At 69.4% G+C, this 13,598-nt stretch carries 11 protein-coding genes; 5 read left to right on the top strand and 6 right to left on the bottom strand.

Annotated elements, in window-relative coordinates:
• The first annotated feature begins 1 nt into the window (after nt 1).
• On the top strand, nt 2–3,142 hold the full coding sequence (locus K344_RS21800) for a bifunctional diguanylate cyclase/phosphodiesterase (RefSeq protein WP_169729300.1): 3,141 nt from the start codon (nt 2–4) through the stop codon (nt 3,140–3,142).
• Between the two features lie 10 nt (nt 3,143–3,152).
• On the opposite strand, the gene K344_RS23125 is transcribed toward K344_RS21800, so the two are convergent.
• The 5 genes from K344_RS23125 to icmF form a co-directional block, all read right to left on the bottom strand.
• On the bottom strand, nt 3,153–3,716 hold the full coding sequence (locus tag K344_RS23125) for an acyl carrier protein phosphodiesterase (protein WP_051362230.1): 564 nt from the start codon (nt 3,714–3,716) through the stop codon (nt 3,153–3,155).
• A 43-nt stretch (nt 3,717–3,759) separates the two neighbouring features.
• Entirely contained in the window at nt 3,760–4,911 is a 1,152-nt protein-coding gene (locus K344_RS0113895) for a GGDEF domain-containing protein (protein ID WP_028081175.1), read from the bottom strand.
• Between the two features lie 4 nt (nt 4,912–4,915).
• Nucleotides 4,916–5,959 carry an enoyl-CoA hydratase/isomerase family protein gene (locus tag K344_RS21790; protein ID WP_084197445.1) on the bottom strand — a complete coding sequence of 348 codons (1,044 nt, stop codon included), beginning with the start codon at nt 5,957–5,959 and terminating at the stop codon, nt 4,916–4,918.
• A gap of 37 nt (nt 5,960–5,996) precedes the next feature.
• Entirely contained in the window at nt 5,997–6,542 is a 546-nt protein-coding gene (locus K344_RS0113885) for a nuclear transport factor 2 family protein (protein WP_028081174.1), read from the bottom strand.
• 100 nt (nt 6,543–6,642) lie between these two features.
• Nucleotides 6,643–9,924: a fused isobutyryl-CoA mutase/GTPase IcmF gene (gene icmF / locus K344_RS0113880; RefSeq protein ID WP_028081173.1), complete on the bottom strand. Its 3,282-nt coding sequence runs from the start codon at nt 9,922–9,924 to the stop codon at nt 6,643–6,645.
• Between the two features lie 167 nt (nt 9,925–10,091).
• On the opposite strand from icmF, the gene K344_RS21785 reads away from it, so the two are divergent.
• The 4 genes from K344_RS21785 to K344_RS0113860 all read left to right on the top strand — a co-directional run bounded on the left by K344_RS21785 (nt 10,092) and on the right by K344_RS0113860 (nt 13,166).
• Nucleotides 10,092–11,186 (top strand): AraC family transcriptional regulator, encoded by a 1,095-nt coding sequence (locus tag K344_RS21785; RefSeq protein WP_245586222.1) that lies wholly within the window; start codon nt 10,092–10,094, stop codon nt 11,184–11,186.
• A 199-nt stretch (nt 11,187–11,385) separates the two neighbouring features.
• Complete coding sequence (locus tag K344_RS0113870; protein ID WP_211234546.1) at nt 11,386–11,964, top strand: cytochrome b; 579 nt, start codon at nt 11,386–11,388, stop codon at nt 11,962–11,964.
• 28 nt (nt 11,965–11,992) lie between these two features.
• Nucleotides 11,993–12,562 (top strand): YceI family protein, encoded by a 570-nt coding sequence (locus tag K344_RS0113865; protein ID WP_043114492.1) that lies wholly within the window; start codon nt 11,993–11,995, stop codon nt 12,560–12,562.
• 40 nt (nt 12,563–12,602) lie between these two features.
• Nucleotides 12,603–13,166: a YceI family protein gene (locus tag K344_RS0113860; RefSeq protein WP_028081170.1), complete on the top strand. Its 564-nt coding sequence runs from the start codon at nt 12,603–12,605 to the stop codon at nt 13,164–13,166.
• A gap of 64 nt (nt 13,167–13,230) precedes the next feature.
• On the opposite strand, the gene K344_RS0113855 is transcribed toward K344_RS0113860, so the two are convergent.
• Complete coding sequence (locus K344_RS0113855; RefSeq protein ID WP_028081169.1) at nt 13,231–13,521, bottom strand: hypothetical protein; 291 nt, start codon at nt 13,519–13,521, stop codon at nt 13,231–13,233.
• Nucleotides 13,522–13,598 lie beyond the last annotated feature (77 nt).

Genomic DNA, 13,598 nt, shown 5'->3' with positions numbered 1-13,598 from the left:
CGTGCTGGCCTTGGGCCTGGCCTTGACCGTCGCGGGCTACCGCTATGTTCGCCAGCTCACGGATCACGAACGGCGCGAGCGCTTCAACCACGAAACGACACGCATCAGCGGCGCCGTCGCCGCGCGCCTGCAGGCCTGCGAGCAGATCCTGCGCGGCGGCGTCGAGCTGTTCGATGCCGCCGGCGCGGTCGATCGCGGGCAGTGGCGGCACTACGTCGAAAGTCTCGATATCGGCCTGCGCTATCCCGGCGTGCAGGCGATCGCCTTCGCGCGCCGGATCGAGGCCGCGCAACTGGGCGAGCACGAGCGCCGCGTGCGCGCCGAGGGTTTTCCGGCCTATGCCGTCTTTCCGGCCGGACCGCGCGACGAGTACACCGCCATCGAATTCATCGAGCCGTTCACCAAGCGCAATCAGCGCGCCTTCGGCTACGACATGTTCGCGCAGCCGGTGCGGCGCGCGGCGATGGTGATGGCGCGCGACAGCGGCGAGGCGGCGCTGAGCGGTCCGGTCGAGCTCGTGCGGGAAACCGGCGAGGATCCGCAGAAGGGCACGCTGCTGTACCTGCCGGTGTACCGTCGCGAGCTGCCGCTGCACGACATCGCGGACCGCCGCGGCGCGCTGCTCGGTTACGTGTACGCGCCGTTTCGCATGGGCGACTTCCTGCGCCCGGTGCTCGCGGCCGCGGCCGCCGGCATCCGCCTGCGGCTGGACGATGCCGGCGGCGGCACGCTGTTCGACAACGCGCCGGCCGATGTGCGACCGCTGCTGGCGGGCGAGCAGACGCTGAACCTGTATGGCCGGCAGTGGCGTTTGCGTTACGCGGGCACGGCGGCGTTCGCCGGCGCGTCGACGGCGCCGTCGGCGACCGCGATCGCCGGCACGCTGTACAGCCTGCTGCTCGCCGTCATCGTCTTCCTGCTCGGCGGCGGCCGCCAGCGCGCACGCGCGATCGCCGAGAACATCACCACGACGCTGCGCCGCACGGAGGCCTATCAGCGCGCGATCGTCGACGGCAGCGCCGAGGGCATCCTGACGATCGACGAAGCGGGAATCGTGCAGACCTTCAACCGCGCCGCCGAACAGATGTTCGGCCACGCCGCCGCCGACGTCGTCGGCCGCAACGTGACGATGCTGATGCCGGAACGTTTCCGCGCCAGCCACGACGCGCACGTGACCCACTTCCGGCCCGAACAGTACGGCCGCATCATCGGCCTGCGCCGCGAGGTCATCGGGCAGCGCCGCAACGGCGAGGAGTTTCCGATGTCGCTGTCGGTCAACGCGATCGAGACGGATGGCCAGCGCCGCTTCGTCGGCGTGGTCGCCGACATCAGCGACCGCCGCCGCGCCGAGCAGGCGCTGGCCGACGCCGACAGTTTCCGGCAATCGATCCTCGACGGCGCGGCGTTCGGCATCATCGCCACCGATCGCGACGGCCGCGTGGTGGCGGCCAATCCGGCGGCCGAGCGTCTCTGGTGGTATCGCCAGGACGAGATGATCGGCAAGCTTGCCCTGCACCAGCTCGTCGACGGCCGCGATCTGGCGGCCCGCGCCGACGAGCTCGGCAAGGAATTCGGCGTGCGCGTCGACGCCGGCCTGTCGGCGCTGACGCTGCGCGCCGATCGCGGCCTGGTCGACGAACACGAGTGGAGCGCGCGCCGCAAGGACGACTCGTCGGTGCCGATCGAGATGGCGGTGACGGCGCGGCGCGACGGCAGCGGCCGGCTGACCGGCTATCTGGCGATGGCCTACGACATCACCGAGCGCCGCCGGCGCGAGGATTACATCCGCCATCTCGCGCACCACGACACCCTGACGCAGCTGCCGAACCGCGCGCTGTTCAACGACCGCATGGCGGTCGCGATCGCGCGCGCGCGCCGCGCCCGCAACGGCCTCGCGCTGATGATGATCGACCTCGACAACTTCAAGCGCATCAACGATTCGCTCGGCCATCACGTCGGCGACCAGATCCTGCAGGCGGTCGCCGCGCGGCTGCGCGATTGCGTGCGCGGCTGCGATTCGATCGCGCGCATGGGCGGCGACGAGTTCGCCATCCTGCTGCCGGACCTCGCCGATGCGCACAGCATCGTGCGCAGCGCGCAGGCCGTGGTGTCGGCGATGGCGCGGCCGATCGTCGTCGGGCCGCACGAGCTGCACGTGACCGCCAGCGTCGGCATCAGCCGCTATCCGGCCGACGGCCACGACCCGGTGACCTTGCTGAAGAACGCGGACACGGCGATGTACAAGGCCAAGCTCGGCGGCCGCGCCGGCTATCGCCTGTTCACGCAGGACATGCTGGTCGAGGCCGAGCAGCGCATCCTCATCGAGACCGAGCTGCGCCGCGCGCTGGCGCGCGGCGAGTTCGAGATGCACTACGAACCGCAGATCAGCCTGGCGACCGGCGAGGTGTCCGGCGTCGAGGCGCTGATCCGCTGGCGGCATCCGGAGCGCGGCCTGGTGCCGCCGTCGGCCTTCCTCGCGGTCGCCGAGGAGACCGGCCTGATCATTCCGATCGGCTACTGGACGCTGAACAGCGCCTGCCGCGAAGCCGTCGAGCTGCAGCGTCGCCTCGGCCAGAGCCTGAGCGTCGCCGTCAACCTGTCGCCGAAGCAGTTCGCCCATCCCGAGCTCGTCGAGCAGGTGCGCGCCGCGCTGGCCGGCAGCGGCCTGCCGGCATCGAAGCTGGTGCTGGAGATCACCGAAGGCGCGCTGATGGCGCAGTCCGAGGACACCACTTTCATCCTGAAGACGCTGCGCGAGCTCGGCGTGGCGATCGCCGTCGACGATTTCGGCACCGGCTATTCGAGCCTGTCGTACATCACGCGCTTTCCGATCGACCTGCTCAAGATCGACCGCAGCTTCGTGCACGACATCATCGACGATCCCGCCGATGCCGCCGTCGCGCGCGCCATCATTGCCATGGCGCACGGTCTCAAGGTACGCGTGGTCGCCGAAGGCGTCGAGACCGAGGCGCAGCTCGTCTACCTGCGCGAGCGCGCCTGCGACGCGGCGCAGGGCTACTACATCGGCAGCGCGGCGCCGGCCGACGCCTTCACCCTGCAGGGCCATCACTTCTGCATGCCGAGCCCGGCCGCCGAGCTGCCGTCGAAGCTGATCGAACTGCGCCGCCTGCGCGAAGGCTGATTCGTCCGCCCTAATAAGTCGCCGCCAGGGTCTCGAGCAGCGGCGGCAGCGCGCTGCGCAAGGCCGGCAGGCGCGAGGGCCAGGCGCGGCCGGCGTCGAGCAGCGCCTGCGGCTGGCGCAGCCGCGCGGCGGTGCGCGCGATGGCGCGATCGATGCCGGCCGGCTCGGCGTACGACAGCAGCAGCGCGGCGAACGACGCGGCCGAGCTGCGGCGGCCGCCGGCGCGCTCGAACCAGTGCGCGGCATCTGCGACCGCACGGCCGGCGCGAGCGCAGAAGTCGGGCAGCGCGTCGCCGCTGTAGCGCGGCCAGTCGAGCGCCAGCGCATGGTCGAAAGCCAGATCGAGGACGATGCCGGCGTAGCGGCGCGCGCCGTCGGGAAATTGCGCGCGCAGCGCACCGACCGCGGGATGGCGGTCGGTGACCGCGTCGATGCGCCGGTGCAGACGGATGCCGACGGCGATGTCATCCGGATAGGCGCTCAGATCGGCGCCGCGCACGACGTCGCCCAGCACGCTGCCGGCCAGCGAGGTGCCGGTGCGCTCGGCGAGCCAGAGATGCGCGAGGAAGTTCATCCGCGCAGCATGGCCGCGGCGTGCGGCCGGCGCCAGCCCGGGCTCAGGCGAGTTCGGCGACCACGCTGCCGTCGCTGGCCTCCAACCGGCCGTCGTCGCGCATCAGCAGCGCGCAGTCGCGACCGCCGCGCTTGGCGGCATACAGCGCGCGATCGGCGCGGTCGACGAGCTGCCGCACCGGCTCGCGCGGCGCGGCACTGGCGACGCCGGCGGACACGGTGACGCGCAGGCCCGGGGCGATGCGCTGCCAGTCCGCGTCGATGATGGCGCGGCGGATGCGGTCGGCGGTTGCCAGCGCGGCCTTCGGCTCGGCGCCGGGCAGCAGCAGCAGGAATTCCTCGCCGCCGTAGCGGCCGAAGGCATCGCCCGGCCGGATCTGCGCGTTCACGGTCTGCGCGAACTGGCGCAGCACTTCGTCGCCGGCGATGTGGCCGTGCTGGTCGTTGATGCTTTTGAAGTGGTCGATGTCGAGCATCACGATGCTGAACACCGGCGGGCAGGCCTGTTGCTCGATCAGGTTCCACACCGGCTTGCGCAGCAGCGTGCCGGTGAGGCTGTCGTGCATGGCGAGATAGCCGATGCGCGCGGACGCCGCCGCCAGTTCGCGATTCTTGCGCAGCAGCGCGTGGCGCAGATTGTTGCCGTACCAGCCGGCGACGCAGCAGCGCAGCAGCGTCGCGGCATGGCCGAGCCAGACCAGGAGCTGCTCGGCCGGCGTCGCGTTCGGCACGCTGAGCCGGTCGCCCAGCTGCATGCGCACGAGCACGCCGGCCAGGGTGACGATGATGAAGCTGGTCAGCATCTGCTGCAGACGCAGGCGCAATGCGCCGAACGCGAAGATCAGGAACAGGATGTTGAAGAAATAGAAAGCGAGCGGCGGCGCATACAGCGCGAAGCCGAGCTCGACCGCCGAGGAGGTGAGCAATTGCGCGCGCGTCAGGGCCGGGTCGGGCTGGCGCGCCGCCCATTCGCTGCGCAGCAGCACATAGAACACGACGACACAGGCGCCGGCGATCAGCGCGTAGAGCGCGGCGACCTTGTAGGAAATGGTGCCGGCGCGGGCGAACAGCGCGAGCAGCAGCGTGTCGACCAGGATGCTGATGGCGACCTGGCCGAGCAGCCGCCAGGGTTGCTTCAGCGGCAGGCTGTCGCCTGGCGTCCGGTCAGCGGCAACACGGGCGTCTGCAGAATTCATGCTCTCACTTTGTCGCGCCGTCCTCTGCGGCGGCGGCCGCCGCCGCCGGGCCGTCGTCGCCGGCCGGCGTCAGCGCATCGACCAGGCCCCAGTACAGCGCCTCGCTCGCGGCGAGCCGGCGCCCCGACAGGGCCAGCCAGGCCGTGCGGCGGCGGCCGATGCGCCGGCTGATGCTGACGCAACCGCCAGCGCCGGGAATGAGGCCGAACTTCAGCTCCGGCAGCTGAAACCAGGCGTCACGCGCCGCCACCACGCGGCCGGCGAAGGCGGGAAATTCGATGCCCGAGCCGACGCAGGCGCCGTGCACGAAAACTTCGGCCCGCGGGCCGCAAGCGGCGAGCCCGCGGCCCGGCAGGGCGAGGCTGCGCACGAGGTGCGCGGTCGCTGCGTCGGGCGCGCTGCCGAACTCGCGGAGGTCGCCGCCGAGCGAAAAGCATTTGCCGCGACCGTGGATACGCAGGCGCGCGACGCCGGGATCGCAGAGCGCGAGCTGCAGCGCTTCGCAGAGCGCGTCGCGCATCTCGACGGTCATCGCATTGCGATTCGCCGGCCGGTTCAGCGCGAGCTGCAGGGTGTCGCCCTCGCGCGTGAGGATCACCGCCGCGCCGTCCTCGGCCGGCGGCGGCGGCGGCGGCGCCTGCGCGGCGCGCCAGGCTCGGAATTCGGCACCGTTCTGCAGCGTGGCGTAGGCGAGCGATTCGGCGATCAGGGCCTGCTCGAGCGGCAGGCGCTCGACGAGGCGCAGCAGCTGCACGAGCACCATCGCCGCCATCGGCGTGCGCCGGATGTTGTCGATGAGCGGTGCGGCGGCGCGCACGCTGTCGACGACGACGTCGCAGGCCGCCGCCCATGGCGTGTCGTCGGCGCCGATGCCGATGACCGGCGCCGGCAGGTCGCGCAGCCATGCGGCCGCCGCCGGCGCCGGCCGGTCGGGATCGAGCGCGAGCAGCAGGAACGGCTGCGCCAGCGGCGTGTGCGCGCTGCGCTCGTGCAGCCGCGCCAGCATCGCCACGTCGCCAGCGGTCAGCAGCTCGGGTTCCGGCTTCATGGCGCGACGCTAAGCCCGGCGACGCGCCCGGCGCAAGTCAGCGTTCGCCGCGGCGCAGCAGGCGGAAGAAGCCGTAGGACGGATCGTCCGCGCCCGGCGCGCCGATGTAGGCGCCGGCGAGGAAAGGATGGTCGAGTTCGATCCTGCTCGGGTTCGCCGGATAGGCCCAGTCGGCGACGATCGAGCGATGGCTGAACTTCCACACGCCGGCGCGCTTCTCGTACTTGTCGAAGTAGCGGCCGCCGATGAGCACGTCGTAGAGCCTGTCGCCGCTGCGCACCTGGTGCATCGCGACGAGATAGACCTCGCCCTCGGCGTAATCGCCGTCGAGCTTGAGGTTCACCGTCGTGACGTTGTGATGCAGGATCGCCATCGGCGCCTGGATGTCCGGCAGCTTGTCGAGGAAATCCCGGGCCGGCCCCTTGGCGAACTTGCCGTGCTCGTCGATCGCGTCGTCGTGGTAGAGCGCGCGCATCTTCGCGAAATCATGGCGGTCGGCCGCGTTGCAGTAGGCGGCGATCAGTTCGTGGATGGCCTGCTTGTCGAGCAACTCGACGAGCTGGCGTTCGAGGTCGGCGTTCATGCGTGCTCCGGTGATGCGCGGACGCTACACCGGACCCGCCGCCGCGCAGTCCTCTGAACGGACGAGCGCGCTCGCGGTACGGCGGGCGCGCCGCGCCGGCTCACATGTTCCTGCGATACCGTCCGCCGACCTCGAACAGGGTCTGCGTGATCTGGCCGAGCGAGCAGACGCGCACCGCGTCCATCAGCACCTCGAAGACGTTGGCATCGGCGATCACCGCGTCGCGCAGGCGCGCGAGCATGGCCGGCGAAGCATCGGCGTTGCGCCGCTGGAAGTCGGCGAGGCGCTTGAGCTGTGACTGCTTTTCGTCTTCGGTCGAACGCGCCAGCTCGATCTCCTGCGCGACGGCATCACCGTGCGGGTTGCGGAAGGTGTTGACGCCGATGATCGGCAGCGAGCCGTCGTGCTTCTTGTGCTCGTAGTAGAGCGACTCTTCCTGGATCTTGCCGCGCTGGTAGCCGGTCTCCATCGCGCCGAGCACGCCGCCGCGCGAGGCGATCGCCTCGAATTCCTTGAGCACGGCCTCCTCGACGAGATCGGTCAGCTCGTCGACGATGAAGCTGCCCTGCAGCGGATTCTCGTTCTTGGCCAGGCCGAATTCGCGGTTGATGATCAGCTGGATCGCCATCGCGCGGCGCACCGATTCTTCCGTCGGCGTGGTGATCGCCTCGTCGTAGGCGTTGGTGTGCAGCGAGTTGCAGTTGTCCTGGATCGCCAGCAGCGCCTGCAGCGTCGTGCGGATGTCGTTGAAGTTCATCTCCTGGGCGTGCAGCGAGCGACCGGAGGTCTGCACGTGGTACTTGAGCTTCTGCGAACGCTCGTTGCCGCCGTAGCGATGCTTCATCGCCACCGCCCAGATGCGGCGCGCGACACGGCCGATCACCGTGTATTCCGGATCCATGCCGTTGGAGAAGAAGAACGACAGGTTCGGCGCGAAGTCGTCGATCTTCATGCCGCGCGCCAGGTACGACTCCACGTAGGTGAAGCCGTTGCTCAGCGTGAACGCCAGCTGCGAGATCGGGTTCGCGCCGGCCTCGGCGATGTGGTAGCCCGAGATCGACACCGAGTAGAAGTTCTGCACCTTGTGGTCGACGAAATACTGCTGGATGTCGCCCATCATCTTCAGCGCGAATTCGGTGCTGAAGATGCAGGTGTTCTGGCCCTGGTCTTCCTTGAGGATGTCGGCCTGCACGGTACCGCGCACGGTCGACAGCGCCCTGGCACGCAGCGCCGCGTACTCGTCGGCGTTCGGCGCGCGCTTGTGGGTTTCGGTGAACTTGTCGACCTGCTGGTCGATCGCGGTGTTCATGAACATCGCGAGAATCATCGGTGCCGGGCCGTTGATCGTCATCGAGACCGACGTAGTCGGCGCGCACAGGTCGAAGCCCGAATACAGCACCTTCATGTCGTCGAGCGTGGCGATCGACACGCCGGAGTTGCCGACCTTGCCGTAGATGTCCGGACGCGGGTCCGGATCCGCGCCGTACAGCGTCACCGAATCGAAGGCGGTCGACAGGCGATGCGCCGGCATGCCTTCCGAGACGTGCTTGAAGCGGCGGTTGGTGCGGAAGGCGTCGCCTTCGCCGGCAAACATGCGCGTCGGGTCTTCGCCCTCGCGCTTGAACGGGAACACGCCGGCGGTGAAGGGGAAGTAGCCCGGCAGGTTTTCCTTGAGCAGGAAGCGCAGCGTCTCGCCGTCGTCCTCGTAGCGCGGCAGCGAGACCTTGCGGATCTTCGTGCCGGACAGCGATTCGCTGGTCTGCCTGGTGCGGATTTCCTTGTCGCGGATCTTCACGACGTCTTCGTCCTGCGCGTAGCGCTGCTGCACCGCCGGCCACTGCGCCAGCAGCTCGCGCGCATGCGGCGTCAGCTCGCCGTCCTTCGCGGAGATCAGTTCGTCGAAGCCGGTCGCCGGCTTGCCGCTGGCCTCGAACAGGGCCTTGACCGTGCGCAGCGACTGCCGCTCGCGCGCGGCGCGCGCCTGTCGCGCGATGTCCTTGTGATAGCCGCGCACCGTGTCGGCGATCTCGGCGAGATAGCGCACACGCTCCGGCGGCACGATCGCACGGCTCGCCGACGAAGCCTTCACGTTCACCTTCGGCAGCCGGCCGGCCTCGAGCTTGAGGCCGAGCGCGGCGAGCTTGCCGGTGAGCGCCTGGTAGAGCGCGGTGACGCCGTCGTCGTTGAAGCGCGAGGCCATGGTGCCGTAGACCGGCATCTCCTCGGGTCGCTTCATGAACAGCTCGCGGTTGCGCTGCACCTGCTTGCGCACGTCGCGCAGCGCGTCGGCGGCGCCCTTGCGGTCGAACTTGTTGATCGCCACGAAGTCGGCGAAGTCGAGCATGTCGATCTTCTCGAGCTGCGAGGCGGCGCCGAACTCCGGCGTCATCACGTACAGCGAAGTGTCGACGAAGGGCACGATCGCCGCATCGCCCTGGCCGATGCCCGAGGTCTCGACGATGATCAGGTCGAAGCCCGACAGCTTGCAGGCGGCGATGACGTCCGGCAGCGCCGCCGACAGCTCGGTGCCGGTGTCGCGCGTCGCCAGCGAGCGCATGTAGACCTGTTCCTTGCCCTCGGTCCACGGCTCGATCGCGTTCATGCGGATGCGGTCGCCGAGCAGCGCGCCGCCGGTGCGCTTGCGCGAGGGATCGATCGAGACGATGGCGATGCGCAGCGCGTCGCCCTGGTCGAGGCGCAGGCGCAGCACCAGTTCGTCGGTGAGCGAGGACTTGCCGGCGCCGCCGGTGCCGGTGATGCCGAGCGTCGGCGTCTTGATGTCGGCGGCGGCGGTGCGGATCGCGTCCTTGATGCCGTCCGCATAGCTGCCGTTCTCGATCGCGGTGATGACGCGGGCGAGCGCGCGGCGGTCGCCCGACTGCAGCGCGGCGAGCGCTTCGCCCGGTTTCGGCGCCAGCGCGGCGACGTCGTAATCGCAGCCCTGGATGACGTCGTTGATCATGCCCTGCAGGCCCATGATCGCGCCGTCCTCGGGCGAGTACAGGCGCGTGACGCCGTAGTCCATCAGCTCCTTGATCTCCGACGGCACGATCACGCCGCCGCCGCCGCCGTAGACCTTGATGTTGCCGCCGCCCTTGGCGCGCAGCAGGTCGATCATGTACTTGAAGAATTCGTTGTGTCCGCCCTGGTAGGACGTGATGCACAGGCCCTGCACGTCCTCCTGCAGCGCGGCGTTGACGATCTCGCCGACCGAACGGTTGTGGCCGAGGTGGATCACCTCGGCGCCGGTCGACTGCAGGATGCGGCGCATGATGTTGACGGTCGCGTCGTGGCCGTCGAACAGCGAGGTCGCGGTGACGAAGCGCACCTTGTGCTTGGCCTTGTAGGGCTTGAGCGTATGCGCGATGGACAGGTCATTCATGGCGGGCACCGGATCGGGCCTTGGACGCACGGGCGCCGGCCCTATGAGGACGATCGCCGATTCTAGGAGCCAGCCGCTGCCCGCGGGATGCCGGAAACGATCGTGAGCGCTGAGCGGATTTGCCATAATTCCCGGGCCGTTCGGACAAGCGGCAGGCGCGGCGCAAGATGATGATCCCGATCGAGAAAGGGCCGTATGGTGGCAGCGTGGCGATCGCCTTCGTGCGCGAGGCGCTCGACGGCGTCGTGCGGCGCGGCCTCGATCCGCTGCCGCTCTTGCGCGGCGCCGGCATCGATGCCGCGCTGCTCGACCAGGACGAGGCGCGCGTGCCGGCCGATGCCTTCGGCAGCCTGTGGCTGGAGATCGCCCGCGCGCTCGACGACGAGTTCTTCGGCCTCGACACGCGGCGCCTCAAGGTCGGCAGCTTCGCGACGCTCACTCACCTGACCCTGCACACGCGCACGCTGCACGAGGCGCTGTCGCGCGGCGCGCGCCTCCTGAACCTGCTGCTCGACGACACGCGCATCGAGTTCGCGGTGACCGGCGAGCTCGTCGAGCTGCGCTTCGTCGTGCTGCGCGACGCCGGCCAGGCGCGGCGGCGCTTCGCCCACGAGACCCTGTTCGTGATGCTGCATGGCCTGCTGTGCTGGCTGATCGGCCGCCGCATCAGCGTGCGCACCGCGCGCTTCGCCTACGCGCAGCCGCCGTGGTGGCGCGAGTACATCGCCGTCTATGCCGGCGATGTCGGCTTCGACGCGCCGCAGACGGTCTTCACCTTCGCCGCGCTGGAGCTGGCGGCGCCGGTCGTGCAGACCGAGCGCAGCGCCAAGGAATTCCTGCAGCGCGCGCCGCGCAACTTCATCGTCAAGTACCAGAACCCGAAGAGCCTCTCGGCGCGCATCCGCCGCCGCCTGCGCAGCGAACCGCCGGAGCGCTGGCCGGATTTCGCGACGCTCGCCGGCGAATTCCGCGCCAGCGTGTCGACCCTGCGCCGCCGGCTCGACGACGAGGGCCAGTCGTTCCGCGGCATCCGCGACGCGCTGCGTCGCGACCTCGCGATCCGCCAGCTGACGCGCAGCTCGCAGACCATCGTCGAGATCGCGCAGAGCCTCGGCTTCGCCGAGCCGAGCGCCTTCCACCGCGCCTTCCGGCAATGGACCGGCGTCAGCCCCGGCGACTACCGGCGGCAGGCCAGCGCCGCGGCGACCGGCTTTGCGCGGTCTGAGCCCGGCGAAATTGCCTCGGAATCCGACGCGGGCTGACGCTCGACGGCCGCGCGGGAACGCCGCGCTGGCGCCGCCCTGGCCGGAGCGACAGGTTCGTCGGGGCTCGCGGCCGTATCGTCGGCTCGTCCCGCAGGGTGGATTCAAAGTTCCTGACGGAGCCCGCCGAATTTACTCGCTATCGGGCGCGCGAAGGCGCCGATACGATCGACTCGCAAAAAACTCAGGGGAGAACCGCGTGGCCGCCGCGCAGCCGCAATCCTGGTCGAATCCGGCGTCGGTGCCGGCCGCCTATTCGCTGCCCGCGCGGCTCGCGCACTGGCTCGTCGCGCTGCTGATCCTCGTCAACTTCTGCGTGGCCTGGACCATGGTCGACATGAAGCTGTCGCCGGCCAAGCTCAAGCTCTTCAACTATCACAAGTGGATCGGCGTCACCGTTTTCCTGCTCGCCGTGCTGCGCCTGTCGTGGCGGCTGTACCGCCGGCCGCCGGCGCTGCCGGAGGCGATGCGCGCCTGGGAGAAGCGCGCCGCCGAGATCACGCACCGCCTGCTGTACCTGCTGCTGTTCGCGATTCCGCTGTCCGGCTGGCTGATGAGCTCGGCGAAGGGATTCCAGACCGTCTATCTCGGCAAGCTGCCGATTCCCGACCTGCTCGGCAAGAATGCCGCGCTCGGTGCGGCGCTGACCGGGGTGCACGAAGCGCTGACCTGGCTGCTGCTGGGCCTGCTGGCGCTGCACGTCGCCGCGGCGCTCAAGCATCACTTCATCGATCGCGACGACGTGCTGCGGCGCATGCTGCCATGGACGCGCGCCTGAGCATCGCCACCCATCGCAGGAGCCGATCATGTTCCGTCACTCGCGTCTCGCCATCTTCGCCGTGCTGCTCGCCGCCGCCGGCAGCGCCCTCGCGGCGCCGCGGCCGCTGATCGCGGCCAAGAGCCGCATCGATTTCAGCGTCAAGGAAATGGGCGTCAGCGTCTCCGGACAGTTCCGCAAGTTCGACGCGAAGATCGACCTCGATCCGGCCAGGCCGGAGAACAGCACGGCCGAAGTGAGCGTCGACATCGCGAGCCTGACGACCGGCGACAACGATGCCGACGCGATCGCCGTCGACAAGCCCTGGCTCAACAAGATCGAATTCCCGAAGGCCAGCTTCAAGAGCACGTCGGTGAAGGGCCTCGCCGCGAACCGCTACGAGGTGCGGGGCACGCTGACGATCCGCGGCAAGTCGCGCGAGATCGTCGTGCCCCTCGCCACCGAGCCGCAGGCCGACGGCACGCTGAAGGCCAGCGGCGCGTTCAGCGTCAAGCGCTCCGATTTTGCGATCGGCGGCGGCGAATGGAACGAAGGCGACGTGGTCGCCGACGACGTGCCGGTCAAGTTCGCCCTGACGCTCGGCGCCGCCGCGCCGTAGAAACCCCCGCTTCACCCACCCCCGCATCAGGAGTCATCCGATGAAGAAAATGCTGCTTGCCGTCGCGCTCGCCGCGGCCTCGTTCACCGCCGCGGCCGCCGACAGCTACGACCTCGAACCGAACCACACCTTCCCGCGCTTCGCGATCAGCCACCTCGGCTTCTCGACGTTTCACGGCCAGTTCAACAAGACCAGCGGCACGGCGACGATCGACACCGCGAAGAAAACCGGCAGCGTCGACGTGACGATCGACGTCGGCTCGATCTCGACCGGCGTCGCCAAGCTCGACGAACACCTGAAGACGCCGGATTTCTTCGACGCGGCGAAGTACCCGGCGATCACCTTCAAGTCGAGCCAATTCAAGTTCGACGGCGACCAGCTGGAAAAAGTGACCGGCGACCTGACCATGCACGGCGTGACCAAGCCGGTGACGCTCGATGTCGAGCACTTCGTCTGCAAGGACCACCCGATGACCAAGAAGCCGGCCTGCGGCGCCGATCTCGAAGCCAAGATCAAGCGCTCCGACTGGGGCATCAGCACCTACGTGCCGATGGTCGGCGACGAGGTCGAACTGTCGATCGAGGTGGAGGCGGTGAAGAAGTAAAGCGCGTCGCGAATGCGAAAAGGCGCGCCACGCGGCGCGCCTTTTTCGTTTCCGGCGCACGGCCCTACATGAACTTGCCGCCGGTGATGCGGCCCTCGCCATCCAGCTCCGCGAAGTAGCGGCTGTTGTTCATGCGGAACTCGCGCGTCGCCATCTGGCCGGGCAGGATCAGGGTGACGTCGGGATACGCCTTGCGGAACTGTTCGGCGGTCGGATGCCGGGCGACGAAAGCCTTGAAGGTATCCATGTCGGTCACGAAACCGCGCACGGGCTTGGGATCGTTCATCGGCGTGTGCTGGCAGGCGGCGGCGAGACCGGCGGCGGCCAGCAGGACAGCGCAGAGCAGGCGACGCATGCGGATTTCTCCGGGCGAAAGCGGAGCCCAGTATGCACCTGCCGGCGCGGCCCGGGAAAACCCCGGCGCGGCGCCGA

It is taken from the genome of Solimonas soli DSM 21787, assembly GCF_000474945.1.
Classification (GTDB): domain Bacteria; phylum Pseudomonadota; class Gammaproteobacteria; order Nevskiales; family Nevskiaceae; genus Solimonas; species Solimonas soli.
This window is presented reverse-complemented; position numbering and strand designations above follow the sequence as displayed.